We start from the raw sequence: 26,154 nt of genomic DNA on the forward strand, positions 1-26,154 counted from the left end.
TTAATGACATTAAGTGGGGTTTTATATTTTTTCTTTAGTCGCCCATCCGGCGACACATTCCTTTCCCAAACCAAGTAATATAAGCTTGTCAATCACCAATGCAAGGACACTTAAAACGGTAGAGTACGCTGTTTATCAGATCAATGTCATAAATTCTCTTTGTCAAAAAGTATGCCATGATCATGTCGCTCCTACTATTTGAAGCAAAAGAATAGCTCGCAAGTCCAAGCAGCTCCAAGCTCTCAGCATAGTTAAGTTCAAAAGCTATACAAAGAGCAAACACTGTTTTCTTTAAGGGATGATACCTTCTATTCTTCACTATCTTATGAAAAAGCCTTCTGTCTATATAGGCTCTTTCATATAGATCCTTAGTACATAGATGCTTGCTTCTCATATAGTAGATGACCATGGATGAGAAAGTACATACCTCATCCAGTTCAGGAAGCATGGCATTTATATCCGAGACTATTTTCTCTTCGGATATTAGATCTCTTATTTTAATTGTTTTGTCATTATCCGGAGTATTCAGATCAAAAATATAAAAAGTACGTTCATTCTTCATAGTAAAGGAGACCTTATGAAAGCAATAGTAGTTGATGTGAGTCGAAAGTCCTCGTATAAAAAAGTCATATCATTTCTAAGCCACCACAATGATGCTGAGATAATATACACATTCGATTATCTCTATAACAGATATGCTTCTATAGAAGACTTGCTGTCGGATCTGGACGAGCTATCCGATACATTCTTTGTGAGCTCCTGCGCATATTATGACATGGTAATATCTATTCTTGGAATTCTGAGAAAGACATCCGTCGATTCCATAATTATCTACTCACCGCAGATTGATGAGTCCAGTCGGTTATCCAGTGAATGGCTGTATGATAACTATATTCTTCATTTTACTACATATTCAGATATGAAGCTTGAAATCAATTTTGCAAAAATGCTAAATAAAATTAAACCTAGAACCATTTCACTCAAAGCGATATTAGATAGATTCTCACTAAAAAAAGCCATCAGCATGACTTCTGCCAATGATGATTATTATGACAACGATGATGACGATGATTTTTTGGATATTTTCAAATTGTCTTCGTTTATGTAGATAGAGGCTTCAATACTCACTAATGCATATGGCTGAAGAGATTGATACAATAGGGGGGTAACTATGTTAATAACAATTAAGCCGTATATGGGGAAAAGTGATGATCAGATTTAAGGCAGTATTAGGACTTGTTATGGTGACAATTATTCTTGGCGCCTGTGGAAGAAGTGAAGAAACAGAGAGTTTGTCAGGAGTAGTGTTCGAAGAAATTACAGATGAAAACTCTTATTTAGGAACGCCTGCTGTTATTCGATATGATGAGTTTTTAAAGGATAAGAATAATTGGCCGGATAGTGATTACAAGTCTATCCATGTTGCATTGGGATTTATTGATGATGATGACATACCTGAGCTGTTTGTGACGCTAGATACAGTTAGTATTTTTGGAGTACACATCTATAAATATGATCCGGATAGTGACTCAGTTATATATCTTGGAGAGTTTTCCCAATACGGCTTTTGTAAATACTCAGAGAAAAAGAATAGAATCTGGGGGCAATATGGCAATAATGGGTATTTTGAAAACTACTATTATGAAATAGTTGGAAATGAAGTAAAGGTTGTAGGAAGACTTTTATCTGATGGTGCATTTGAAGAAATTAAATATTATGCTGACTATGCAGATATGGATGAGAGCGGAGGGGTAATTACGCATGTAGACCCGGTTTCGAGACCGGATGATAGCTTTTGTATATCTGAGCAGGAATTTGAGCAAAGAGATGAAGAGTATATGCAGACTAAAGAACCTATAATGATTGGATACAACAATATGGCTGAGATGATCATTAAAGGTGAGTAATCCAAATAGAAGGAGGTAGAGTTTATGGGGAATTCAAAGGGAAGAATAGATAAGGTTTATGATGTTGTAGAAAGAATATTATTTGAGAATAATGTAAAGCATTTATCAAAAGACGAAGAATTTAAGCGCTTTAGTTTTGAAGAAGATAGAGAGAATAAACATTTAGATGTAATAATAAAAGCGTATGAGGATGCAATAGTAGTTACCTGCACATATCCATTTAAGGTTCAAAGTAATGCTATAGCACTGGTTTCTATGTACTTGTCAACGGTAAATTACTATTCCATCAACAGCTCTTTGAAACTGAATCAGAGTAATGGTGATTTAGAATATGAATCTTTAATTCCTTTATGCGATGAAAAAATAGATGATACTGCATATATGTGGAAAGATATAAAAGATACCATTGATTTTGCTTTGGATCATTATCTTATATTAAGCAATTATTCCGTAGGCAAACTTTCGTCTGAAGAAAAAGAAAAGTATACCTGGCTTTTACTTTCCTCATTTGATGCAATTAACGGAGAACACATCAACTATTCGCAGCTGGTTTATGGTACAGCGGGTTTCAAGGAAGATTTCTTTTGGAAAAAAGATGCAATTGAAAGTTTTGATAGATGGGTCAATGCCACCAAAGAATGGTACGACAATAATCTGCCATTTTGCTGAAAGACCGTTAGTTCATTGGATAAAAGCATTAAATATTTTAGAAGAATAAAAACGTTTTAATAAATATTTCACCGATAAAACATAAATTAATTGTGCAATACATACAAAATGTTATCAATATATTGAAAATCGAATAACGCTATGGTAATATCCTATTACTAAATCATAAAAACGTTTTTATATTGTTTCGACGGCAACAAATTATGAGGGAATTAAGATGAGAAAGATTTTATTAAACGCATGCAAGACCGTAGCTTTGGTGAGCCTTACAGCATGCATGTCAATGACACAGCTTACAACAGTTTCTTTTGCAGCAGAAAATGTTGACATAACTGAGAATGTAGAAAATGAGAAGCAGGACACTGTACCGGCGCAGGATGTACAGATCACTTCAGTGCCAAATGATCAAAATAACATAGAGCCACAGAATCAGGAGCCTGAATACACTCTTGTAAGTAACGAAGATGAACTTCGTGCTGCTCTTGAAAAGGGTGGTGCTATCAAACTTAATCAGGATATTACCGTTGAGAAAGGCTATGTTATAGTCGGCAGCGCAGCAGAGGATGCTGATACAATTCTTGACCTTGATGGCAAGACAATTACTGTAACGCATGACACAGCTACTTTTGCAGTAAATAATGGCAAGAATCTTACAGTTAAGAATGGTACTGTAACAGGAAATCAGAATAAAGAAGAAACAGGAGCTGCTTTTGAGTGCAACTCAGGTTCAAATGTATCTCTTCAGGGCGTGACGGTTTCAAACCTTCACAACGCTGTTAGCGCAGTTGATGCAACACTTAGCATAGATAATTGCACATTTAAGGACAACAAAAATGTAAATGATGGTGGTGCGATCTTCGCCAGAAACACAGTCTTTTCCGCAACAGGAAACAACCTTTTTGAAGGTAATACAGCCGGCAGAAACGGCGGAGCCATCAGCTTATATGAAGCTAATAAGGATCTTGTTCTTGAGAACATGACTTTCGTAAACAACGCTTCTTACCAGGGCGATTGGGGAAACGGCGGCGGAGCTATCTTTATGCACGGCAACGGCAATCTGGATGTAAAAGAGTCTAATGTATTCGAGAACAACTATACAAAGGCCAGTGGCGGAGCAATTCTTTTCGCAGGAAAAGACATGAAGATAAACGGCACATACACCGGAAACACTGCAGAGACTCATGAGGGCGGAGCAATTGCCATTATCGGAAATTTCAGAGGCGACAGTGAAGCCAATTCAGCTTCTCTTCAGAGTGGAATATTTACAAATAACAAAACAGGCTATACCAGAGATGGACAGGCCAATGAAAGCTATCAGGACTGGGGCGGCGGAGCAATCTTTGTATCCGACATGTCAAGCATTGTAGTACCTGAGAAAACTCTTGTGACAGGAAACTCAGCAGGTGGCTTTGGCGGCGGACTTGCCGGTTGTTCAACAGGACGTGTATTTATCCTTGGTGATGAAAACAGCCTCGCAATGGTATTTAACAACAACGGCGGAAATAAAGATGATCTCCATATGTCAGGTGAGGGATCAATGAAACATGATGACCACACCTACGCTGCAACAAATCCTGTTTTCATGGAGAACGGATACGACGATTACTTCTGTGCATTAAACAGTATCGTTGATAAGTCTGTATTTGGAGAGGCAAATGTAAGAGGAAGTGTTGACCAGTCAGCAATTTCCGATGCAGATTCTCTTTATGTTGCAAGTTATGTAATGGGAATCACAGCAGAGCTGGTAGATAATGATGCCATCGAAAGAGCAAGAAAGGAAGCTGTTGTTCAGATCATCGACAACTATTCCTATACACATGGTGGTGGAATCCTCAGCAACGGATACATGATAGTTGGTAATCCTCGCGCAGAAGCTGCTATTTCAGTTGGTAAGTCACTTGAGCTCAAGGCTTCCAAGGCACTCTTTAATCCTGAGGGCGAGCAGATCGATCTCGAGAACAGAGTGTATAACTTTACAGTTACTGACCTTGAGGGCAACAAAGTACTCAGCGGAATGAATGATTCAACCGGAAATATCGGCTTTACAGGAAAAATCTCTTTTAACCAGAATAACTTTGAAGGTAGCGAGGATAACACAGCAACTTACACATATCTTCTCTCAGAAGATGAGGTTTCCGATATCAATGTTATCAGAGACGAAACTCAGTATAAGCTCAAGATTCAGGTGCTTAAAAATGCAACAACACAGAAAGTCGGCGGAGAAACAATTAACCTTGATAAGTATGAAATAAAAGGTGTTGAAATCTCAAAGATCATAAATGGTGCTGAGACTATTCTTGATTCAAGCAGCTTTAACTTCACAGCAAATGATGAGATGCATGCAGCACTGATTGAGTTCCTTGGAACAAACGGCGCAACCTTCAACAATGTGCTTAAGCCTGAAGAGCCTGAAGTTCCCGAAGATCCCGAAGATCCAACAGACCCATCAGACCCATCAGATCCAAGTGATCCAACAGATCCACAGGACCCTGAGACTTTTGAAATCCCGGGCGAGCCTGTAGCTCTTTCAAGCACACCTGAAGTTCTCGGCGAGAACAGACTTATTGATCTTCCCGAAGTACTTGGCGCAAGAAGAGGTCAGACTTCTGACGATAATAAGGGAAATCTCAGGATAATGCTGATCATCATGGCAGCTGCACTGGCCATGGTAATGCTGATTCAGAAAAAGAAAGATTGATACGAATAAACGACTTAAAAGGCCGGAGCAGAATAGTGCTTCGGCCTTAATATTTACTTGCATCTACGCATATTTAATCATAAAATTTTAGTGTACCGTTTTATTGATCTCCTGTTTCTTTTTTGTCCTTTTTAGTGAGGTGCGTGTATGGGAAAAAAGTTTCATGATGCAGGTATTAGTGGTATTATTCCGACAGGTCTTCCGGGAGGCTTCTTTATCTATGAGGCCAATGACGTTGAGAGCGTCCTGTACGCCGGGCCCAATGTACTTGAGATGTACGGGTGCGAGAACATGGGCGAATTTATTGAGCACACCGGCGGAACCTTTAAGGGTATGGTTCATCCCGATGACTACAAGCGGATTGAGAATCAGATTCAGGCTCAGACTATTTTTGGTGAAAAGAAACATGACTATGTCCGCTACCGTATCGTGACCAAGGACGGAATTGAGCGCTATGTGGAGGATTTCGGACATCTTCTTCACAGGGATGATGGCAAGAGCTATTACTATGTCTATATCGTCGATGTAGATCAGAACGAGTACTTTAATAAGAATCGTAATTCCTTCGCCGAGGCAGAAATCCTCTCCGCCAATCAGGAGACGGATGATCTTACGGGACTTCTTAACATGTCCTTCTTCTATCAGAGGGCTCAGATGTTCCTCGGCTCCTATGAGAGCTGGCGAGAGGATATTTCTTTTATTCATTTCGATATCCCGAATTTCAAACTTTTTAATGAGAGAAACGGCTTTAAGCTTGGCGACGAGCTCTTGTGCGACCTTGCCAAGGCTATAAGAGAGACCTTCCATATCGGCGGAATCTGCGCAAGATTTTCCGACGATCACTTTGTTGTATGCACAACAGGTTCAAGAGAGAGCGTTGTTGAGAAGGTTGAGAAGGTCTACAAGACCATGCTTTTAACCGATGATGTCAACAAGAAGGTCAGGATCAAGGCAGGTATCTACTACCTCGATGACAGGCGCGCAGAGATAGGTCTTGCCTGCGATCATGCCCGCCTTGCCTGCAACAGCATCAAGCACAGACATGACGTCAATTACTGTATCTATGATGAGATGCTAAGAGAGAATCTGCGCAAGCAGCAGTACGTCATTGACCATATTGATGAGGCAATCGAACATGAATACATAAAGGTCTTTTACCAGCCTGTTATCCGTGTTAAGACCGGAGAAATCTGCGGCTACGAAGCACTTGTTCGCTGGATTGATCCCAAGATGGGAATGCTCTCGCCGGGCGATTTTATATCCACTCTTGAGCAGTTCCATCTGATCCATCTGGTTGATACCTTTGTGGTCAAGCGCGTTTGCAAGGACTACGTGCAGATGAGAGATGAGGGAAAAGAGCTTGTTCCTATCTCTGTAAACATCTCCAGGCTTGACTTTGAGCTGTGCGACATCTTCGGAGTTGTGGAAGAGACAAGGGCTGAATATGATGTCCCGAGGGATATGCTCGATCTCGAGATCACAGAGAGTTCCCTTAATGAAAACGAGGGCTACATAAGGTCTTCTTGCGACAAGATGAGAGAGATGGGCTATCACGTTTGGATCGATGATTTCGGAAGCGGATATTCATCCCTTAACACAATAGCCAATTACAACTTCGATGTCCTTAAACTGGACATGGTATTCTTAAGAAGCTACGACAATAATCCCAAGACCGGCAAGATCATGGGATATATCATAAAGGGAGCCAAGGCAATGGGAGTCAGCCCGCTCTGCGAGGGTGTTGAGACTGAAGTGCACTTTAACTTCCTTAAGGAAATCGGCTGTGAAAGGGCACAGGGCTACTACTTCGGAAAGCCAATGCCTATGGAAGAGAGCAGGAAGTTCACTTCCGAAAAAGGACTTGTATGGGAAAAGGTGGAGTAAATGCTTGGAGGAATTGAAGCCGGCGGAACCAAAATGGTTGTTGCTATAGGCGATGACGACTGCAATATCATTAAGAGAAAAGAGATACCGACGAAGGCCCCTGAAGAGACCATTCCTTCAATCCTGGAATTCTTTGAAGAAAATAATGTCACTGCCATAGGAATCGGAGCGTTCGGACCTGTCTGCCTTGACAGAGATTCAGAGGACTACGGAAGGATTGGCAGGACACCGAAGCTTTCATGGGTAAATTTCTCCTGGAGTGAAGCCTTTAAATCCGGTGGCATTCCGGTTGCCATTGATACTGATGTAAACGCAGCTGTCCTTGGCGAAGTTATCTTTGGCAATGGAAAAGACCTTTCGGACGTGATTTACATTACCATCGGCACAGGCATCGGAGCCGGAGTATATTGCCGTGGTCAGCTCCTTCACGGAATGCTCCATCCGGAAGCAGGGCACATTCTTCTTATGCTTAATGAGAATGATAAGTTTGAAGGCGCATGTCCCTACCATAAAAACTGCTTTGAGGGACTGGCATCCGGGCCTGCCATAAAAAAGCGCTATGGCACGGAAGCCTTTAATCTTATTGACAGAGAGGATGTTTGGGAGCTGGAAGCTGAGTATGTGGCAAAGGCGCTGATGCAGTATATATGCTGCTACAGCCCAAAGAAGATCATTCTCGGCGGAGGCGTTATGCATGTGGAAAAGCTCTTTCCACTTATCCGAAAGAAGACTCTTGAGTATATGAACGGTTACATAGATACTGCGGAACTTAAGGATATCGATAATTATATTGTTCCGGCAGGACTTGGCGGCGAGCAGGGAATAAAGGGCGCTTTATACCTTGCAAAGCAAAGCTCTGTATTGACAAAGAGCTGAAAGCGGATAATACTGTCAAGTGTATGAAACGCGTAGATTTTGAGAACGGGAAAACTTTTAATAATATTCTGGCCACAGCGATCCCAATGCTTGTGGCTCAGATCATAAATCTTTTGTACAACATTGTTGACAGGATATACATCGCACGTATTCCTGAGATAGGAACAGTGGCTTTGGGAGCAGTGGGACTTTGCTTTCCGCTGGTTATACTTATCACCGCTTTTACCAATATGTATGGAAGCGGTGGAGCACCCCTGTTTTCTATTGCAAGAGGGCAAAAGAATGAGCAGAGGGCGGGGGAGATTCAAAACACCTCGTTCTTTTTACTGCTTGTAACTGCGGTGGTTTTGATGATCGTTGGCGAGGTCTTTGGAAGACCCATTCTGTCAACTTTTGGTACGTCTGAAGCTGCCATGGTATATGCGCTTCCGTATCTTCGCATCTACCTTCTCGGCACAATCTTTTCAATGATCGCAACGGGACTTAATCCCTTTATCACAGCCCAGGGTTATTCAATAGTTGGAATGACCACCATTTTGGTCGGTGCTCTTGCAAATATTATCCTTGACCCGATATTTATCTTTGTGTTTGGTCTGGGTCCTGAGGGAGCGGCTATAGCAACCGTGATATCGCAGGCTCTTTCAGCCTTCTATGTTCTCAGATTTTTCTTTGGAAAAAAGTGTGCTTACAACCTTAAGATAATGTCTTTTGACGAGATAAAGAAGTGCGGAAGGACAGCCGGTTCCATTGCGGGTCTTGGAAGTGCGGCGTTTATCATGCAGTTCACAAATGCCATGGTATCCGTATCCTGCAACAGTGTACTTGCTGATGTGGGAGGAGATCTATACGTCTCCATAATGACCATGGTTAACTCTGCAAGACAGATGATGGAGACTCCTATCCTTGCCATATCCGAAGGTACATCGCCGATCATCAGCTATAACTACGGTGCGAAGAGGTATGACAGGATAAAGCGCTCTATAGCTATAATGGTTGCCATGGACTTTGGCTACACCCTGATAGTATGGCTCTTTATAAGACTCTTCCCGGCAGCAGTCATCGGGGTATTCAGTAACGACAAGACCATTCTTGCAGATGCAATACCTGCGTTTAACCTGTATTTCTCAACCTTCATATTTATGACGTTCCAGCATTCGGGACAGGTTGTGTTTAAATCTCTTGGAAAAAAGAACCACGCCATTTTCTTTTCTTTATTCAGAAAAGCATTTATCGTGGTGCCTTTAACATATCTGCTTCCTTATATGTTTAATATGGGAACAAACGGCGTCTTTGCAGCCGAGCCGATCAGTAACGTAATCGGTGGCAGCGCCTGTTTCATAACCATGTTATTTACTGTAAGGGGCATAATCAGAGCCGGTAAGGCTAACGACTAAATAAAAAGTGGCGAAGATGATCTTTTATTCATCCCGCCACTTTTATATTAAGCTTACTGTTATATTCGCGTTTTTTCTCAGCCACAAAGAGTGTGAGGTCGCTGTTTATGCCACTTAAGACGCATCCTGCAGCATTGTACTCGCCGACTTTAAAGAGCCTTACAACCTTGCACTTAACGGTGATTCTCTTCATGACTCCGGTCTTGAAAAAGCTAAGCTCAAGTTCATCGCCTGTGTTTATGGTCTGATCCTTACCAATAAGAAGAGATATTCCTCTCATGGAAATGTCATTGACGATGACGTTTATGGTCTTTCTGCTGTTGACCACTGCCTGTCCCATGACCTGAACCATATATCTTTCGGCTTTTCTCATTCTGGAGGAAAGTAAAAGCTCTTTTCCCCTGATAACATGGAAATCGGTGCCGTTAAAATCGGTTCTTGCAATTGAGTCTGACTCGAAGATGTGTACATGGCCTGTTGAAGGGCTCTTGTACTCAATCTTTGCATGGGAGCAGTAATCCAGTATCTGATCTCCGAAGGTTATCGGTGTAACCAGGATTCCGTCGCCATAGGCAGTCAGCACTCTTGTTTTTACCGAGCACTCAGCGTCATTATGAACCATTTTTATGGTTATTTCTGCCATTTGTGGTATGTTTGCGATTCTCATGGGGCTTATATTAATACATCGCAAAACAAAAGTCATTAAATTTTTATAAAAATTTTGCCAAAATTCGCTAAATTTGAAACCGAATTTCATTGCCTGTTTGGGAACTGAAACTTTGTTATCAGTATCACCTTGATTTTGCGGCTAAAAGACTCATAATTAGAGTGTTGGAAAGGCGGTAATATATGAATACAGATTATTCCATTAGAACTGCTACGCCGGAGGATGCACAAGCTCTCGTAGCTATATATGATTATTATGTAAAAGAGACTGCGATCACCTTTGAGTATGAGACTCCTTCAGTGGAGGAGTTCAGAGGCAGGATCGAGAAGGTGCTCACGAAGTATCCTTATATTGTAGTAGAAAGGACTATCTCTGAAAACGGGGCAAAAGAGATTGTAGGATACGCCTACGCAAGTACCTTTAAGGACAGAGACGCATACCAGTGGAGCGTGGAACTCAGCATTTATATTCAGAAGGATGCAAGAAGAGAAGGCCTTGGAAGGCTTCTTTATGAAGAGCTTGAAAGAAGGCTCAAGGATCAGGGAATTTTGAATCTCTACGCCTGCATCGGATATCCCGATACGGAAGATGAACATCTAAACCTTGACAGTGTCAGATTCCACGAGAAACTGGGCTTTTCAATGATCGGCAAGTTCAACAAATGCGGCTATAAATTCGACACATGGTACAGCATGGTCTGGATGGAGAAGATGATCGGTGAACACAAATGATTGCGTGCGATTTATTGCATTAAAGTGTTTGAATTGATATTATACAACTAACGTTTTTTATTGGAGGGAAATAATGAGCACAATACCTTATAAGATTTACCTTGAAGAATCAGAGATGCCAAAGGCATGGTACAACGTAAGGGGCGATATGAAAAAGAAGCCTGCTCCGATTCTCAATCCGGCTACACTTAAGCCTGTAACAATCGACGAACTTTCGGGAATTTTCTGCCGCGAGCTTGCAGAGCAGGAACTCGATGATACATCAACATATATTGAAATACCTGAGGAGATCAGAAACTTCTACAGAATGTATCGTCCATCACCTCTTGTACGTGCTTACTGTCTCGAAGAGAAGCTTCAGACACCTGCACATATCTACTACAAATTTGAGGGAAACAATACATCAGGAAGCCACAAGCTCAATTCAGCAATAGCTCAGGCTTACTACGCTAAAAAGCAGGGCCTTAAGGGCGTTACAACAGAGACCGGTGCAGGTCAGTGGGGAACAGCTCTTTCAATGGCATGTTCATACTTTGATCTTGACTGCCAGGTATACATGGTTAAGGTTTCTTACGAGCAGAAGCCTTTCAGACGTGAAGTAATGCGTACCTACGGCGCTAAGGTAACACCTTCTCCATCAATGGAGACAGAGGTTGGAAGAAGGATCAACGCAGAGTTCCCGGGAACAACAGGTTCACTTGGCTGCGCTATTTCAGAGGCCGTTGAGGCTGCTACAAGCCAGGAAGGCTATCGCTATGTTCTTGGATCAGTACTTTCTCAGGTACTGCTTCATCAGTCAGTGATCGGTCTTGAAACCAAGGCAGCTCTTGATAAATACGGAATAAAGGCAGATATGATCATCGGCTGCGCAGGCGGCGGATCAAACCTCGGAGGACTTATTTCTCCATTTGCAGGAGAGATGCTCAGGGGTGAAGCTGACTACGAGATCATCGCAGTTGAGCCTGCTTCATGTCCTTCACTTACAAGAGGAAAATATGCTTACGACTTCTGCGATACAGGTAAGGTTTGTCCTCTTGCCAAGATGTACACATTGGGAAGCGGATTCATTCCATCAGCAAACCACGCCGGCGGACTTAGATATCACGGCATGAGCAGCGTTGTTTCAGAGCTCTATGATCAGGGTCTGTTAAAGGCAAGAAGTGTTGAGCAGACCAGCGTATTTGAGGCAGCTGAGATGTTCGCAAGAGTTGAGGGTATCTTACCTGCTCCTGAGAGCAGCCATGCAATCCGCGTTGCCATTGATGAGGCACTTAAGTGCAAGGAGACAGGCGAAGAGAAGAACATCGTATTCGGACTTACAGGAACCGGATACTTTGATATGGTCGCTTATCAGAAATACAACGACGGTGAAATGTCAGATTACGTTCCTACCGATGAAGAGCTTGCAAAGTCTTTGGCTAAGCTTCCGAAGGTAGACTAAAACAGATTTAGGAAGGAGAATGTTATGTCAAAGATAGCAAATCCTGAGCAGTATGCACAGTCAACGGAGTCCAAGGGAGAGCTCAAATACAGAGAGCGCAGCAGATGGCTTTTATTCGGCCTTCCGTGGACCTTTACCAAATATGAGATCAGAGAGAATGACTTTACCATCATCAAAGGCTTTTTTACCGTGAGGGAAAATGACTGCTACATGTACAAAATCAGTGATGTAGAGATAACAGCAAGTCTCCTTCAGAGGATGGCAGGTCTTTCTACCATCGTTCTCTATACTTCAGATGTTACGGACAGAACCATCGTCATGAAGAACATCAAGCACGGCCGTGAGATCAAGGACTTCATCCTTCAGGCTTCAGAGGCTGCGCGCATCAAACGACGCACCATGAACATGCAGAATATTGGCTTTGGTGCCAGTGATATTCATGATGTGGACGAAATGGATGATATGGTTTAAAAGCAAAGAGCTCAACGTGCTTGCATGTTGAGCTCTTTTTATTCTGAAAAAATATTTTTTCAAAATCCCTCTTGCATTTTTTATTTGATTGTGTATAATCTAATTTCGTCAGCGTTCTGCTGATACAAGTCACAGGTTTTCGCCTGATGATTTTCCACTGTTTATTTTTTTACTATTAACATGTAGCAGGGAAGTCATGTCTTTCTTTGAGTCCCTTGCTGCCACAAACAAAGAGGGAGAAGTTATGAGTTTTAAAGAAAGAATGTCAAAACAGAACAATTCAATCAAGGTGCTTTTGCGCAAACTGAAAAGGCATGACACTATTGTTGTTGCCATTGCGGTTGTAATAGCACTTGCACTGAGCGGAGGTCTTATTTATCTCACAACCCCGGCTGTTACTGCATCTGCCAAGCAGGAGTTTGAGCAGACGGAAAAAGAGAACAATGAAAAGACCATTGAAAAGCTTGATGAGCTTAGCAATTACCTGGACGGACTTGATAAATCTCTGATAGAGAGTCAGAAGAGCATCAGTTCATTTAGTGAGCTGAGCAGTGCAGAAAAAGACGCTGCAAAAGAGTACAGTGAGAAGAATACGGAAAGAATCACAAACACAGTCACTGATAAGGTTACAGGTCTTGGCCGCGACCTTACAACTCTTCACAACACCATTACCAATACACAGACTAATATTGAAAAGCTCAAGGAGACAATCGAGAAAGAGTCAGGAGAGATGACCAGAGAGCAGAGTGAGAGCCTTTCAAAGATAAACTCCGACCTCGACAATATCAAATCTGAATATGGTAAGGCACAGGAGAATGCAAAGAGTCTTATCGAGGAACTTGAAAAGCAGATAAAGTCAGGGGATGAGAGTCTTTCCAAGGATATGGCCGGAAGATACCAGGAACTTCTTGATAAGCTCAACGGTATGAATACACAGTTTGAAAAAGACAATACGGCAGCCATCGACAGCTTCAAGAGTGAGCTTGGAAGCCTTGAAACAAAGATAAACGGTCTGTTTGAAAAGATCGATGCTCAGATGAGCCAGTCAAATGAGAACCTGTCAAATAAGTTTGATACCAGTTTTACCGAGGTAAACACCAATATCGACAACAAGTTTGAGACCATGAACGGCTCTGTTCAGGGTAATTTTGAGGAACTTAAGAATTTAATAAACACTCAGATGCAGGATGTTAACGATAAGTTTAACCAGGTTTTTACATCTGTGGGTAACGGAAAAAGGCTTTTGGCATCCGCGTTGCTCACAAAGAACATCGTTGTAGATGAGGATGCCACATTTGCAGAGATTGCGAAGGCAATCGAAGAAGTCCCTGTAGAGATTGTTCTTGATAACGGTGACGTTGCCGGAGAAATTGAATATGATTATCATTTTCACACAGACGGTCAGGGCAATGAGTGTGATGAGAGCCTTATATCTGAAGACAGACAGGGCAGTTGTTATACGGAAGCTGTGTATCATGAGCATACAGATGCTTGCTATAAAATAAGAAACAAGTACAATTACTGGACCTACTGGGGTGTTGAGGATCTTGGTCATGCCTACGATGGTGCACCGGGCGTAGCCTTCCATAAGTATCATTGTCCTTATTGCGGTCATACTACGTTTGCAACGGATCCTTCACATCCGGAGAGCAGCTATGATCCGGACTATGTTGCGTACAGACACGGTGAGATCAGGAGCGTAGTGCAGGAAAAAGAGCTGATCTGTGGAGTAGAGGAAGGTGCCCTTGAAGGATTTAAGACATCCTGTGGTCTTGTTCACGGACAGGTTGTATCCGCCAGGATTGTTTTTGCTGATGAGTATGCTTCCTATAACACAACACAGCCAAATGCGTCATCATCAGATGCCGGTAGCGAGGAAAGCGGCGAGGAAAGTAGCGAGGAAGGCACAGAGGAGCTTCCTTGACATTCCCACCCCATCTGCATAGAATAAATGTGTTGTAGTGGTTATAGCACAAAAAATGTGCAGATTGGAGAAAACATGACAAAGATTGATATTATTTCAGGCTTTTTGGGAGCCGGAAAAACCACACTTATAAAGAAGCTTCTTAAGGAAGCTCTTGCAGGAACTAAGGTAGTTCTTATAGAGAATGAATTTGGTGAGATCGGAATCGACGGAGGCTTTCTTAAGGAGTCAGGAATCGAGATAACAGAGATGAACTCAGGTTGTATCTGCTGTTCACTGGTAGGAGACTTCGAGACATCTCTTAAACAGGTAATGGATCAGTATGCACCTGAGAGAATCCTTATCGAACCATCAGGCGTAGGCAAGCTTTCAGATGTTATGAGAGCTATCCAGAACATCGCCGATGCTGATGATAACATGGAACTTAACAGTGCTGTTACAGTAGTTGATGCAACCAAGGCCAAGGTATACATCAAGAACTTTGGTGAGTTCTTCATCAACCAGATTGAGAATGCCGGAACAATAATTCTTACAAGAACAGACAAAGCTGATCAGGCTAAGATTGAGACAGCAGTAGAGCTTATTCGTGAGCACAACAAGAAGGCAACTATCATCACAACACCTCTTGCTGAGATCACAGGAAAAGAGATCCTGGATACTTTCGAGGGTAACAATGACCTTGAGGCAGAACTCTTAAAGCTCGTTATGGAGCAGGAGCATCATCATCACCATCATCACCATGATCACGGTAGCCACAAGACTGTTGCAGAGGACGGCTCTGTAATCTACAGTGCACATCCCGACGGAGAGTGCGATGATGAGGAGTGTGAGTGCCATCATCACCACCATGATCATGACCATGATGAGCATGATCACGAGCATGAACATGAGCACCACCATGAGCACGACCATGATGAGCATGAGCATCATCATCACGATCATGATGATCACGACCACGAGCATGAGCATCATCATGACCACGACCATGACGAGCATGATCACGACCACGAGCATGAACATGAGCACCATCACCACCACGATGCTGATGATATCTTCATGAGCTGGGGTATGGAGACTCCTCTTAAGTACACTAAGGAAGAAATCGAGGCAATGCTCTCAAAGCTTGAGGACGAGGAGACTTACGGTATCGTTCTTCGTACAAAGGGTGTTGTTCCCGCTACTGACGGATCATGGATCGAGTTTGACTATGTTCCAGGTGAGTCAGATGTAAGAACAGGAGCAGCTGATGTTACAGGTAAGTTCTGCGTAATCGGATCAGAGCTTAACGAAGATAATCTTCAGAAACTCTTTAGAAGACTTGCATAAGGTCTTTTGCCAATGATTAGGAGAACGGAATTTATGAAACCTGTATATATTATTAATGGATTTTTGGATGCGGGAAAGACTGACTTTTTCCGCTATACAATAGCTCAGCCTTACTTCAGGACAAAAGGCAAGACCCTTCTTATTGTCTGCGAAGAGGGTGAGAATGATTATGATGAGAAGCTCCTTAAGAGCACCAACACTGTGATCGAGTACATCGAAGAGGAAGAGGACTTTAACGCCAATTCACTCATCGCACTTGATGCCAAGTACAATCCCGAGCGTGTTCTTATCGAGTACAACGGAATGTGGAACTTCAAGGAGATGAAGCTTCCTGTAATGTGGAATCTTGAGCAGCAGATCACAGTTATTGATTGTTCAAGCTTTGAACTCTATTTTAGCAATATGAAGTCACTTCTTGCTGAACAGATAAGAAATTCAGATCTGATCCTGTTTAACAGATGTGACGGACTTGCGGATAAGCTTCCCACATACAAGAGAAATGTAAAGGCCATCAATCAGAAGGCAGATATTATCTTTGAGGATCAGGACGGAGAAGTGGATGTAACTCTTGATGAGGACCTTCCTTTCGACCTTAACCAGGATCCTATCGAGCTTAACAACTACGGATACGGAATGTTCTATCTGGATGCTCTTGATCACGTTGAGAGATATGAGGGCAAGAACGTTAAGTTCAAAGGTCTTGTACTTAAGCCTGAAGAGTTCCCGGATAACAGATTCGTGCCGGGCAGAATGGCTATGACATGCTGCGCTCAGGATATGCAGTTCCTTGGATTTGCCTGCGAGTATGACAAGACAGCTGAACTCAATGAGAAAGACTGGGTCACAGTAACTGCCAAGGTAGTTAAGCAGTTTGTTCCCGAATATAAGGGAGAAGGCCCCGTACTTCAGGCTATTTCTGTTGAGAAGACAACAGAGCCTGAGAATCCTGTAATAGATTTTTCAAATCCACAGCAGTGACTCTAGGAGATAGTAATGTTTAATTATCAGCCAATGCAGTGGCTTTTCCTGTTCTTTTTCTACAGCCTTTTCGGCTGGATATTTGAGACAATTTATGTGTCGGTACATGAAGGGCATTTTGTAAACAGAGGGTTCGTTCGCGGACCCTTTTTGCCGTTGTATGGATGCGGCGGAATAATGATGCTCCTTGCATCCAAGCCTTTCTATGAAAATGTGGTCCTGGTCTTTGTATCGGGATGCATAGGGGCAACGGCTCTTGAGTATGTAACTGCGGTTGTGATGGAAGCTCTTTTTAAGGTCAGGTACTGGGACTATTCACACAAGAAATTCCATTTTCAGGGACGAATCTCTCTGGAATCAACAATCGCCTGGGGCGTGTGCACGGTAGTCTTTACGCACTATCTGCAGATACCTATTGAGAGACTTCTTTTATCCATTCCGTATAACTTTGTCACCGTGGTGACGACAGTTGTTGTAGTGGTGTTCACCTGCGATTTCATGCTGGCATTTAAGACGGCGCTTGACCTTAAGGATGTTCTTATCTACATGGAGAAGGCCAAGGGCGAAATGGCAAGGATGCAGAAGAGGCTTGATGTTATCATCGCCTTTAAGGGCGAGGATATGCGTGAGAGCATCGGTGATAAGATCGATGGAATCGGCGATAAGATCGGCGATATCGGAAACACGGTAGGAAGTACGGTAGGAGCCATCGGATCCGGTATCTCAGACAGACTCGACAGTATCAGTGATTCTCTTGAGAATTCCTTTAAGGTAGTGAAAGACAAGATAAATCTTGATCCTACAGCGTATGTAGGAAATGTAAGAGAAGAAGTACTAGAACTCTATGCCAAGTACAAAGTCATTATGGCGAGATTCACACCCGGACCTGTTAAGAACTTCTTTGTGTGGTACAGAGAGAGGACCATCGAGGGAAACCCTACTATGTCATCTGATTCCTATAAGGGAAATCTTGAAGAAGTAAAAGAGAAGATAAAAAATATCAGAAAGAAATAAAAAATAAGACCTTAAGCAGCAGCCGTGCTTAAGGTCTTTTCTTTATCGTTATGATTATGAAAGCTTGTTAACAGCAAGAGCGAGTCTTGAAACTTTTCTTGAAGCTGTGTTCTTCTTGATAACGCCCTTTGACTCAGCCTTGTCGATTGCTGATGTAGCAGCAAGAAGTGCCTTAGCAGCCTCTTCCTTGTTACCAGCCTCAACAGCAGCTCTAACCTTCTTGATCTCTGTCTTAACTGCAGACTTGATCATCTGGTTCTGTGCAGCCTTCTTCTCGTTTACTAAAACTCTCTTCTTGGCAGATTTGATATTAGCCATAATTACCTCCGATAATAATCAATGTAATAGTTTTTATAATAATGTTCGTGTGTGCATTAAGCCGGACACGGACAGTTAATGCCACATACGTAGAAATATTTTAGATGAAAATGATGGCGATGTCAATAGAATTAATGTTATAATTCAGCGTACAATATTTATAAAAGAACATACAGAGGAATTAATTGTGGATCAGAGTAAGATAAGAAATTTTTGTATAGTTGCCCATATTGACCATGGCAAGTCTACACTTGCAGACCGTATGATCGAGAAGACAGGTGTTCTTACACTTAGAGAGATGCAGGCGCAGGTTCTGGACAATATGGATATAGAGAGGGAGAGAGGCATCACCATCAAGTCCCAGGCTGTAAGAATGATCTATAAGGCAAAGGACGGACAGGAATATACCTTTAACATGATCGATACTCCCGGACATGTGGACTTTGGATATGAGGTTTCAAGGTCTCTTGCAGCATGTGATGGAGCTATCCTTGTAGTTGATGCAACTCAGGGGGTTGAGGCTCAGACCCTTGCTAACGTATATATGGCACTGGATCATGACCTTGATGTATTTCCCGTTATCAACAAGATTGACCTTCCCAGCGCAATGCCTCAGGAAGCCAAGGATGAGATTGAGGATGTCATCGGAATTGAGGCCCAGGATGCACCACTTATTTCTGCCAAGAACGGCATAGGAATTGAGGAAGTATTAGAGGCTGTAGTTCACAAGATCCCTGCACCACAGGGCGATGCATCGGCTCCTCTTAAGGCTCTTATCTTTGACAGTATCTATGACTCCTACAGAGGAGTTATCGTATTTGTAAGAATCAAAGACGGCGTTGTCAGAAAGGGAATGAAGGTCCGCTTTATGGCAACAGGAGCAGAGGCAGAGGTTGTTGAGGTCGGATATTTTGCGCCCGGAAGCTTTGTTCCAAGTGATGAGCTGACAGCCGGAGAGGTTGGATACTTTACTGCATCCATCAAGAATATTCAGGATACCCGTGTGGGTGATACCGTTACAGATTCTGCAAAGCCATGCTCAGAGGCACTTCCCGGATACAAGAAGGTTATGCCAATGGTTTACTGCGGACTTTACCCTGCAGACTCCGCTCACTATTCAGATCTTCGTGACGCGCTTGAGAAACTGCAGCTTAATGATGCATCTCTTTTCTATGAACCTGAGACATCACAGGCCCTCGGATTTGGATTCAGAGCAGGCTTCCTTGGACTTCTTCATCTTGAGGTTGTTCAGGAGAGACTTGAGAGAGAGTATGACCTCAACCTGGTAACAACAGCTCCTTCCGTTGTTTACAAGGTTCACAAGACAGACGGAGAGGTCTTTGACCTGACTAATCCCACAAACCTTCCCGATCCGTCAGAGATCGATTACATGGAAGAACCTATCGTTAACGGCGAGATCATGGTCACAACAGATTATGTCGGTGCCATCATGCAGCTTTGTCAGGAGAGAAGAGGCAAGTACCTGAGCACCGATTACATAGAGCAGACAAGAGCAATCCTTAAGTATGAGCTTCCTCTTAACGAGATCATCTACGATTTCTTCGATGCGCTTAAGTCAAGGTCCAGAGGTTATGCGTCCTTTGACTATGAGCTCAAAGGCTATGAGAAGTCAGACCTTGTTAAGCTTGACATCCTCATCAACAGGGAAGAGGTTGATGCCCTGTCCTTTATCGTTCACAAGGACGGAGCGTATGAGCGCGGACGTAAGATGTGCGAGAAGTTAAAAGAGGAGATCCCAAGGCACCTGTTTGAGATTCCTATCCAGGCTTCAGTCGGTGGCAAGGTCATTGCCCGCGAGACAGTAAAGGCCTACAGGAAGGACGTCCTTGCCAAGTGCTACGGAGGTGATATAACCCGTAAGAAGAAACTTCTTGAGAAGCAGAAGGAAGGTAAGAAAAAGATGCGTCAGATCGGTAACGTAGAAGTTCCACAGTCCGCATTCCTTAGCGTCCTTAAGCTGGATAATGTGGACTGATACCGGTGAATAGTATGCTGCAAAAGACTTTGTCTTTATATGTACACATACCGTTTTGTGCGAGGAAGTGCAATTATTGCGACTTCCTCTCTTTTAATGCAGAAAAAGAGCTGATGGATGAATACTTTGATGCTCTTAAAAAAGAGATATTGAAATCGGCCAAGGACTACAGGGACAGGGCCGTTTCAACCATATTCTTCGGAGGTGGAACACCTTCTTTTGCTGATGAAAAAAGAGTCTGCGGATTACTGCAAAAAATCAGAGATGAGTTTAATGTCAGTACTGATGCGGAGATCAGCATTGAGGTCAATCCTGCATCTGCCATGAGGGACAAGCTCTTTTCCTATCGAGAAGCAGGCTTTAACAGGCTGAGTATCGGATGTCAGTCGCTAAATGATGATGAGCTTAAAGTTCTAGGCAGACTTCATAATAGCAGTTTGTTTTATGAGACTTACCAAAATGCCAGGGCAGCAGGCTTTAACAATATCAATGTCGATGTTATGAGTGCGCTACCCGGTCAGAGTCTTGGTTCTTATGTGGACACGCTGAATAAAGTACTGGAGCTTAGACCTGAGCACATCTCAGCCTACAGTCTTATCATCGAGGAAGGTACACCGTTTTATGACATGGACCTGGATATTCCCGATGAGGACACTGACAGAGCAATGTACCACGAGACCAAGAGAATACTGAAAGAACACGGCTTCCACAGATACGAGATTTCCAATTATGCCCTTGGTGCTGAGGATGATGATACTTATGAGTGCCGTCACAACAAGGTTTACTGGCAGCGCGGTGATTACCTTGGGCTTGGCCTTGGCGCTGCTTCGATGGTTGATAATGTCAGATGGAGCAATACCAGGGACATTGGCACTTATGTAAAAGAACCTGCGGACGCCGAAAGCTCTTTTGACAAAATAAGAGAGAACGTTGAGGAGCTAAATACCAAGGCTCAGATGGAAGAGTTTATGTTCCTAGGACTTCGTCTTGTGCAGGGCGTAAGTACAGAGCAATTTAAGGAAAACTTTGGAAAAGACATCGCAGAAGTTTACGGAGAGGTTATTGATAAGTACCAAAAGATGGGGCTTTTGGAGTACGCGGGAGAAGGCGGAAAATATCTTCGTCTCACAGACAAAGGACTTGATGTCAGCAATACTGTCATGGCGGAATTTTTGCTATAATGGAAACTAGCATTTGATTATAAATGGGGTTAAGGGGGATTACAATGAACTACAACTTTTTTGCACTTATATCAAGAATGAAATACATCGAGCGCTGGGCTCTTATGCGCAATACCAGGCAGGAGAATCTGTGTGAGCACTCCATGGAGGTTGCCATGATCGCACACGCTCTGTGCACTATCGGAAATGTCAGATACGGCAAGAATCTGGATGCTAACAAGGCTGCTCTTATCGGGCTTTATCATGATGCATCCGAGATCATAACCGGCGATATGCCAACTCCCGTCAAGTATTTCAATGCTGATCTCAAGCACGCTTACAAAGAGGTTGAGGCTATTGCTGATGAGAAGCTTCTTGAGAAACTTCCTGATGATCTTCGCCCTTCCTTTGAGGAGATCTTTAGGCCTGCTGATACAGACGAAGAGCGATATATGAGAAAACTTGTCAAAGCAGCAGATAAGCTCTCTGCGCTTATTAAGTGTATAGGCGAGACCAATGCCGGTAACTCTGAGTTCAGGACTGCCAAGGAGAGCACGGGAAAGGCCATTAGAAGCCTTTATCAGGAGCTTCCGGAGGTCCTTGATTTTGTGAATGAATTTCTTGCTTCCTATGGCAGTACCCTAGACGAGCTGACCTGACTTTATATTTTTTCTGTTTAATCGTAATATGATTGATTTTTTGCCGATTTAGCATGATAATTAATATGAACTAGTTTATGCGGCTAAAAATCCTACTTCAATGACTGGAGCAAACAGGATGAAATTCATAAAGTGTGACGAGCTTAAGCCGGGTATGCGCCTTGCGAAACCCATATACAGTAAGAAGGGAGTTCTTTTGTATGATCGTGCCTCTGTCCTTAGGGACATGCAGAGCATTGAGAATATTAAGAGCTTCGGACTTATTGGTCTTTTTATCTTAGAGCCTGCAGAGCCGGTTCCGCCAATGACTCAGGAAGATCTGGAGTTTGAACGATTTCAGACCGTCATGTACAACGAGATCATGGAGGAACTTGAGCGTATCGTCAAAAAGCACAAGCAGGAAAAGTTCCCAAATATCTGTGCACAGATAATTAAAAACTACGGAAATCTCCGTAAAAAGATTTCCTTCCAGCAGTCGCTGCGAAGTGCGGATGACTATATTTATAAGCACTCTCTTAATGTGGCTATACTGTCAGCGATGATAACCCATAGCATGAATGTCCCGCTTTCGGAACAGAATGAGGCGGTCATGGCTTCGGTAATACATGACATCGGAAAGCTTACGCTTCCGGTGGAACTTCAGTCCAAACAGCAGACCACGGAAGAAGAGCGAAATATCATCGACGGACATGAGATCCAGGGGTATCCGATAATCGATGAAGCTTTCTCTTCCCAGCCCAATATAAAGAGGGCATGTAATCAGGCAAGAAAGATACTCTTTGATTACTGGAACGGTAACCCTATCCAGAATCAGAAAACGCTGGTGGCGGCAAAAGTACTGGTGGTTGCCGGAATCTTTGACAAAGAAACCGCCGTGCGAATTGATGATTCACCGGTTTCAGAGGTTAATGTCATCAGAAAGATGATGAGCAGACCGGATGTCTTTGATCCAAAGGTTGTTAAGGGTCTTACCGATTCCCTGAACATCCTGGTGCCCGGTGTGAGTGTAGAGCTTAATACCGGAGAAAAGGCGCTGGTCATCAGAACTAACGATGATGATTTCCTGAGGCCGACAATACTCAGCTTTAGGGATAATTCCATAATTGATTTGTCAAACAGAGGAGCCTACGGCAATCTTGAGATCGTAGATATCATGAAGACTCTTGATAACAGATGCGTAATGGATACATCCAAGATGAAGGCTCTTGGCATAAGTGTAGAGGAACCTGAGTACGTTTAAGGAGAGGCTATGTCACAGATCACAGAAATACTTCAGAAGGCAAAAGAAGAGGGAGCATCAGACGTTCACATTACCGTTGGTATTCCTCCCAAAATGAGAGTAAACGGAAAGCTTATTACCCTTGATGAGTATGGTAAGATGCTTCCTAAGGATACATCAGCGATAGCAGAAGAGATCATGTCAGAAAAGCAGCTCGCGGCTCTTGAAGATAAGGGCCAGCTTGATATGTCTTTCTCCATACCTCAAGTCGGAAGATACAGACTTAATGTATTTAAGCAGAGGGGATCAACTGCCATGGCCTTCAGAGTTGTGGCAACCCAGATACCTTCTTCTGAGAGCCTGGGAATTCCTGATTCCGTAATAGATCTTTATCAGAAAAAGAGAGGACTGGTTCTTGTTACGGGACCGACCGGAAGCGGAAAGTCTACAACTCTGGCGTCAATTATTGATACTATAAATTCCAACAGGGAAGCCCATGTTATCACGCTTGAAGACCCTATTGAGTTTACCTATCAGCACAACAAGTCCATTGTTAACCAGCGTGAGATCGGCACCGACTCCAACAATTACGCCAGTGCCTTAAGAGCAGCTCTTCGTGAGGATCCCGATGTTATCCTCGTTGGTGAGATGAGAGACCTTGAGACCATCAGTACAGCAATAACCGCAGCTGAGACAGGACACCTGGTGCTCTCCACCGTTCATACCATCGGAGCTTCCAATACCGTTGACAGACTTATCGATGTATTTCCGTCGCACCAGCAGCAACAGGTAAGAATACAGCTGGCAGGCGTACTTGAAGCCATTGTTTCTCAGCAGCTTCTTCCTATGACTGACGGTGTTTCAAGAATTGCAGCCTTTGAGGTTCTTCACATCAACTCAGCTGTAAGAAACCTTATTCGTGAGGGAAAGAGCCATCAGCTCATCACCTACATGCAGACCTACAGAAAACAGGGCATGATCACCATGGACGATGCGATCCTTGAACTCTACAGAGCTCAGAAAATCGGAAGAGAAGCAGCTCTTACATTCGCTCAGGATCCTGAGACCATGCAGAACAAGATGCTCAGATAATTTAAAAAAATTTTCAATCTTAAGAAAATCTTAAAGATTTTTCATATCGACCTGTTGTATAATCAGCAGGTCGATTTTGTTTTGTCTAAGAAAATTCTTGTAATTTCTATTGTTTGTCTACAAGGGAATCCCATCATTTTTGTAGAAAAGAGGAAATTATATGTTTAGTTCGGTTACTTCGGGAGCCGTGGGAGGCATTGCTTCTTACCTGATGCAGGTGGAGGTTGATGTTTCCGACGGACTGCCCAGTTTTAACATGGTTGGATTTATGAGCGGAGAAGTAAGAGAGGCGGGAGAGCGCGTGAAAGTTGCGCTTAAGAACGCCGGGACCAAAATTCCGCCCTCAAAGATAACCATCAATCTATCGCCGGCAGATATAAGAAAGACCGGCGTTGTAGTTGATCTTCCTATCGCTGTGGGCATCATGGCTGCTATGGGTGAGATAGAAATGGAGTCACTAGAAGATGCTGTTGTGCTTGGCGAGCTGGGACTTGACGGAGAGGTCAAGGCTGTCAAAGGCATACTGCCCATTGTCACCAGGGCAAAAGAAATGGGCTATAAACTTGTTATCCTTCCTGAGGAAAACGCAAGGGAAGGCGCTGTTGTAGATGGCATAAAGATAATCGGTGTGAGCTCCCTTCAGGAGGTGGTTCAGTATCTGAACGCACCGGGAGTGGAGAGAGATCAACTGATTCCACCGACTCATGTGGATGTAAAAAAGCTTTTTGAGGATGCTGAGTATCTGGATGAAACTCTGGATTTTGCAGATATAAACGGCCAGGCAGCAGTTAAAAGAGCTACTGAAATAGCTGCGGCGGGATTCCACCACATTATGCTCATCGGCCCTCCCGGTGCAGGAAAGAGCATGGTGGCAAAGAGGATTCCAACGATACTTCCGCCTCTGTCTCTTGAAGAGAGTCTTGAGGTTTCAACCATTTATTCTGTTGCGGGAATGCTGTCCGACAAAGAGGCTCTCATAACAAGAAGACCCTTTATGAGCACTCATCATCTGGTTACGGAGACTGCCCTTGTGGGAGGCGGAACAACTCCACGTCCCGGCATAATATCCCTGGCTCACAGAGGAGTTCTTTTTCTGGATGAAATGCCTGAGTTTCCGAGGGCCAAGCTTGATCTTCTGCGCCAGCCCCTTGAAGACAGAAAGATCCACATTGTTAGAAACAGAGGAACCTATACCTACCCTGCGGATTTTCAGCTGGTGGGAGCGCTGAATCCATGTCCCTGCGGCTATTATCCCGACAGAAATAAGTGCAAATGTACTCCTGCAGATATCAAGAGGTATCTTGGCCATATCTCGGGGCCTATCCTTGATAGAGTAGACATCTGTGTAGAGGCACCAAGGGTAGATATAGCAGATCTTGCGGTCAAGAATAAGAATGCCAACGAGAGCAGCAGGGCTATAAGAGAAAGAGTACTTGAGGCAAGGAAGATCCAGGAAAAGAGATTTGAAGGCACCGGAATACAGTTTAATTCGGAGATGACACCCGGTGACATCGAAAAGTACTGCAAGCTTGGAGCAAAGGAACAGGCTTATCTGGAAAATGCCTTTTGCACCATGGAGCTCAGTGCCAGGGCGTATCACAAGATACTGCGCGTTGCGAGGACCATTGCTGACATCGACGGATCTGAGGAGATCAGGCAGATCCACCTTATGGAGGCGGTCAGCTACAGAATTACAGACGGAAAATATTGGCATCAGATGGAGGAATGAG

23 protein-coding genes are annotated in these 26,154 nt (G+C 43.3%); 20 read left to right on the forward strand and 3 right to left on the reverse strand.

All coding sequences use genetic code 11. From position 1 onward, the window contains the following. Positions 1-88: 88 nt before the first annotated feature. Positions 89-562 carry a hypothetical protein gene (locus tag G589_RS19405; RefSeq protein ID WP_026521900.1) on the reverse strand — a complete coding sequence of 158 codons (474 nt, stop codon included), beginning with the start codon at positions 560-562 and terminating at the stop codon, positions 89-91. A 15-nt stretch (positions 563-577) separates the two neighbouring features. Here G589_RS19405 and G589_RS0109050 point away from each other — a divergent pair, with 15 nt between their 5' ends. From G589_RS0109050 to G589_RS0109080, 7 genes are all read left to right on the forward strand, one after another. Further along, positions 578-1,108, forward strand: a complete 531-nt coding sequence (locus G589_RS0109050) for a hypothetical protein (protein WP_026521901.1) — start codon at positions 578-580, stop codon at positions 1,106-1,108. Between the two features lie 100 nt (positions 1,109-1,208). Further along, complete coding sequence (locus G589_RS0109055) at positions 1,209-1,907, forward strand: hypothetical protein (protein ID WP_026521902.1); 699 nt, start codon at positions 1,209-1,211, stop codon at positions 1,905-1,907. A 24-nt stretch (positions 1,908-1,931) separates the two neighbouring features. Then, positions 1,932-2,576, forward strand: a complete 645-nt coding sequence (locus G589_RS0109060) for a hypothetical protein (protein WP_026521903.1) — start codon at positions 1,932-1,934, stop codon at positions 2,574-2,576. A gap of 217 nt (positions 2,577-2,793) precedes the next feature. Beyond that, positions 2,794-5,274: a hypothetical protein gene (locus G589_RS0109065; protein WP_026521904.1), complete on the forward strand. Its 2,481-nt coding sequence runs from the start codon at positions 2,794-2,796 to the stop codon at positions 5,272-5,274. A gap of 147 nt (positions 5,275-5,421) precedes the next feature. Beyond that, a complete protein-coding gene (locus G589_RS19410; RefSeq protein ID WP_051192279.1) occupies positions 5,422-7,158 on the forward strand; it encodes a bifunctional diguanylate cyclase/phosphodiesterase in 1,737 nt (578 codons plus the stop codon). Further along, complete coding sequence (locus G589_RS0109075) at positions 7,159-8,034, forward strand: ROK family protein (protein ID WP_026521905.1); 876 nt, start codon at positions 7,159-7,161, stop codon at positions 8,032-8,034. A gap of 23 nt (positions 8,035-8,057) precedes the next feature. Further along, positions 8,058-9,428, forward strand: a complete 1,371-nt coding sequence (locus tag G589_RS0109080; protein ID WP_026521906.1) for an MATE family efflux transporter — start codon at positions 8,058-8,060, stop codon at positions 9,426-9,428. A 28-nt stretch (positions 9,429-9,456) separates the two neighbouring features. Here G589_RS0109080 and G589_RS0109085 read toward each other — a convergent pair whose 3' ends face one another. Further along, positions 9,457-10,071: a PilZ domain-containing protein gene (locus G589_RS0109085; protein WP_026521907.1), complete on the reverse strand. Its 615-nt coding sequence runs from the start codon at positions 10,069-10,071 to the stop codon at positions 9,457-9,459. 206 nt (positions 10,072-10,277) lie between these two features. Between G589_RS0109085 and G589_RS0109090 the strand changes: the two genes are divergently transcribed. The 7 genes from G589_RS0109090 to G589_RS0109120 all read left to right on the forward strand — a co-directional run bounded on the left by G589_RS0109090 (position 10,278) and on the right by G589_RS0109120 (position 17,980). Next, positions 10,278-10,826, forward strand: coding sequence for a GNAT family N-acetyltransferase (locus G589_RS0109090; protein WP_026521908.1), 549 nt, complete (start codon positions 10,278-10,280; stop codon positions 10,824-10,826). Positions 10,827-10,899: 73 nt separating this feature from the next. Then, positions 10,900-12,267: a TrpB-like pyridoxal phosphate-dependent enzyme gene (locus tag G589_RS0109095; protein ID WP_026521909.1), complete on the forward strand. Its 1,368-nt coding sequence runs from the start codon at positions 10,900-10,902 to the stop codon at positions 12,265-12,267. A gap of 24 nt (positions 12,268-12,291) precedes the next feature. Next, positions 12,292-12,738: a PH domain-containing protein gene (locus G589_RS0109100; protein WP_022768496.1), complete on the forward strand. Its 447-nt coding sequence runs from the start codon at positions 12,292-12,294 to the stop codon at positions 12,736-12,738. Positions 12,739-12,982: 244 nt separating this feature from the next. After that, positions 12,983-14,662 (forward strand): putative alpha/beta hydrolase, encoded by a 1,680-nt coding sequence (locus G589_RS0109105; RefSeq protein WP_155832522.1) that lies wholly within the window; start codon positions 12,983-12,985, stop codon positions 14,660-14,662. A 75-nt stretch (positions 14,663-14,737) separates the two neighbouring features. Continuing rightward, entirely contained in the window at positions 14,738-15,988 is a 1,251-nt protein-coding gene (locus G589_RS0109110) for a GTP-binding protein (RefSeq protein WP_026521911.1), read from the forward strand. Positions 15,989-16,021: 33 nt separating this feature from the next. Beyond that, positions 16,022-16,966: a TIGR03943 family putative permease subunit gene (locus tag G589_RS0109115; protein WP_026521912.1), complete on the forward strand. Its 945-nt coding sequence runs from the start codon at positions 16,022-16,024 to the stop codon at positions 16,964-16,966. Positions 16,967-16,981: 15 nt separating this feature from the next. After that, positions 16,982-17,980, forward strand: a complete 999-nt coding sequence (locus G589_RS0109120) for a putative ABC transporter permease (RefSeq protein WP_026521913.1) — start codon at positions 16,982-16,984, stop codon at positions 17,978-17,980. A 54-nt stretch (positions 17,981-18,034) separates the two neighbouring features. Here the strand turns inward: G589_RS0109120 and rpsT are convergent, their stop codons facing one another. Further along, a complete protein-coding gene (rpsT, locus tag G589_RS0109125; protein ID WP_022764139.1) occupies positions 18,035-18,298 on the reverse strand; it encodes a 30S ribosomal protein S20 in 264 nt (87 codons plus the stop codon). A 184-nt stretch (positions 18,299-18,482) separates the two neighbouring features. Here rpsT and lepA point away from each other — a divergent pair, with 184 nt between their 5' ends. From lepA to G589_RS0109155, 6 genes are all read left to right on the forward strand, one after another. Beyond that, the gene (gene lepA, locus G589_RS0109130) at positions 18,483-20,294 is read left to right on the forward strand and encodes a translation elongation factor 4 (protein ID WP_026521914.1); all 1,812 of its coding nucleotides are present in this window, start codon (positions 18,483-18,485) and stop codon (positions 20,292-20,294) included. 14 nt (positions 20,295-20,308) lie between these two features. Continuing rightward, positions 20,309-21,475: a radical SAM family heme chaperone HemW gene (gene hemW, locus G589_RS0109135; RefSeq protein ID WP_026521915.1), complete on the forward strand. Its 1,167-nt coding sequence runs from the start codon at positions 20,309-20,311 to the stop codon at positions 21,473-21,475. A gap of 44 nt (positions 21,476-21,519) precedes the next feature. Further along, on the forward strand, positions 21,520-22,113 hold the full coding sequence (yfbR, locus tag G589_RS0109140) for a 5'-deoxynucleotidase (protein WP_022768489.1): 594 nt from the start codon (positions 21,520-21,522) through the stop codon (positions 22,111-22,113). A gap of 118 nt (positions 22,114-22,231) precedes the next feature. Then, positions 22,232-23,353: an HD-GYP domain-containing protein gene (locus G589_RS0109145; RefSeq protein ID WP_026521916.1), complete on the forward strand. Its 1,122-nt coding sequence runs from the start codon at positions 22,232-22,234 to the stop codon at positions 23,351-23,353. Between the two features lie 9 nt (positions 23,354-23,362). Next, the gene (locus G589_RS0109150; protein ID WP_026521917.1) at positions 23,363-24,424 is read left to right on the forward strand and encodes a type IV pilus twitching motility protein PilT; all 1,062 of its coding nucleotides are present in this window, start codon (positions 23,363-23,365) and stop codon (positions 24,422-24,424) included. Positions 24,425-24,584: 160 nt separating this feature from the next. Beyond that, positions 24,585-26,153 (forward strand): YifB family Mg chelatase-like AAA ATPase, encoded by a 1,569-nt coding sequence (locus tag G589_RS0109155; protein ID WP_026521918.1) that lies wholly within the window; start codon positions 24,585-24,587, stop codon positions 26,151-26,153. Position 26,154: the final 1 nt, after the last annotated feature.

The sequence above is a fragment of the Butyrivibrio sp. VCB2001 genome (genome assembly GCF_000423965.1).
Taxonomy (GTDB): Bacteria; Bacillota; Clostridia; order Lachnospirales; family Lachnospiraceae; genus Butyrivibrio.

What these genes read in the sequence shown, in the direction of transcription:
- G589_RS19405 (WP_026521900.1), bottom strand. Translation starts at nt 562, where the DNA reads ATGAAGAATGAACGTACTTTTTATATTTTTGATCTGAATACTCCGGAT.
- G589_RS0109050 (WP_026521901.1), top strand. Translation starts at nt 578, where the DNA reads ATGAAAGCAATAGTAGTTGATGTGAGTCGAAAGTCCTCGTATAAAAAA.
- G589_RS0109055 (WP_026521902.1), top strand. Translation starts at nt 1,209, where the DNA reads ATGATCAGATTTAAGGCAGTATTAGGACTTGTTATGGTGACAATTATT.
- G589_RS0109060 (WP_026521903.1), top strand. Translation starts at nt 1,932, where the DNA reads ATGGGGAATTCAAAGGGAAGAATAGATAAGGTTTATGATGTTGTAGAA.
- G589_RS0109065 (WP_026521904.1), top strand. Translation starts at nt 2,794, where the DNA reads ATGAGAAAGATTTTATTAAACGCATGCAAGACCGTAGCTTTGGTGAGC.
- G589_RS19410 (WP_051192279.1), top strand. Translation starts at nt 5,422, where the DNA reads ATGGGAAAAAAGTTTCATGATGCAGGTATTAGTGGTATTATTCCGACA.
- G589_RS0109075 (WP_026521905.1), top strand. Translation starts at nt 7,159, where the DNA reads ATGCTTGGAGGAATTGAAGCCGGCGGAACCAAAATGGTTGTTGCTATA.
- G589_RS0109080 (WP_026521906.1), top strand. Translation starts at nt 8,058, where the DNA reads ATGAAACGCGTAGATTTTGAGAACGGGAAAACTTTTAATAATATTCTG.
- G589_RS0109085 (WP_026521907.1), bottom strand. Translation starts at nt 10,071, where the DNA reads ATGGCAGAAATAACCATAAAAATGGTTCATAATGACGCTGAGTGCTCG.
- G589_RS0109090 (WP_026521908.1), top strand. Translation starts at nt 10,278, where the DNA reads ATGAATACAGATTATTCCATTAGAACTGCTACGCCGGAGGATGCACAA.
- G589_RS0109095 (WP_026521909.1), top strand. Translation starts at nt 10,900, where the DNA reads ATGAGCACAATACCTTATAAGATTTACCTTGAAGAATCAGAGATGCCA.
- G589_RS0109100 (WP_022768496.1), top strand. Translation starts at nt 12,292, where the DNA reads ATGTCAAAGATAGCAAATCCTGAGCAGTATGCACAGTCAACGGAGTCC.
- G589_RS0109105 (WP_155832522.1), top strand. Translation starts at nt 12,983, where the DNA reads ATGAGTTTTAAAGAAAGAATGTCAAAACAGAACAATTCAATCAAGGTG.
- G589_RS0109110 (WP_026521911.1), top strand. Translation starts at nt 14,738, where the DNA reads ATGACAAAGATTGATATTATTTCAGGCTTTTTGGGAGCCGGAAAAACC.
- G589_RS0109115 (WP_026521912.1), top strand. Translation starts at nt 16,022, where the DNA reads ATGAAACCTGTATATATTATTAATGGATTTTTGGATGCGGGAAAGACT.
- G589_RS0109120 (WP_026521913.1), top strand. Translation starts at nt 16,982, where the DNA reads ATGTTTAATTATCAGCCAATGCAGTGGCTTTTCCTGTTCTTTTTCTAC.
- rpsT (WP_022764139.1), bottom strand. Translation starts at nt 18,298, where the DNA reads ATGGCTAATATCAAATCTGCCAAGAAGAGAGTTTTAGTAAACGAGAAG.
- hemW (WP_026521915.1), top strand. Translation starts at nt 20,309, where the DNA reads ATGCTGCAAAAGACTTTGTCTTTATATGTACACATACCGTTTTGTGCG.
- yfbR (WP_022768489.1), top strand. Translation starts at nt 21,520, where the DNA reads ATGAACTACAACTTTTTTGCACTTATATCAAGAATGAAATACATCGAG.
- G589_RS0109145 (WP_026521916.1), top strand. Translation starts at nt 22,232, where the DNA reads ATGAAATTCATAAAGTGTGACGAGCTTAAGCCGGGTATGCGCCTTGCG.
- G589_RS0109150 (WP_026521917.1), top strand. Translation starts at nt 23,363, where the DNA reads ATGTCACAGATCACAGAAATACTTCAGAAGGCAAAAGAAGAGGGAGCA.
- G589_RS0109155 (WP_026521918.1), top strand. Translation starts at nt 24,585, where the DNA reads ATGTTTAGTTCGGTTACTTCGGGAGCCGTGGGAGGCATTGCTTCTTAC.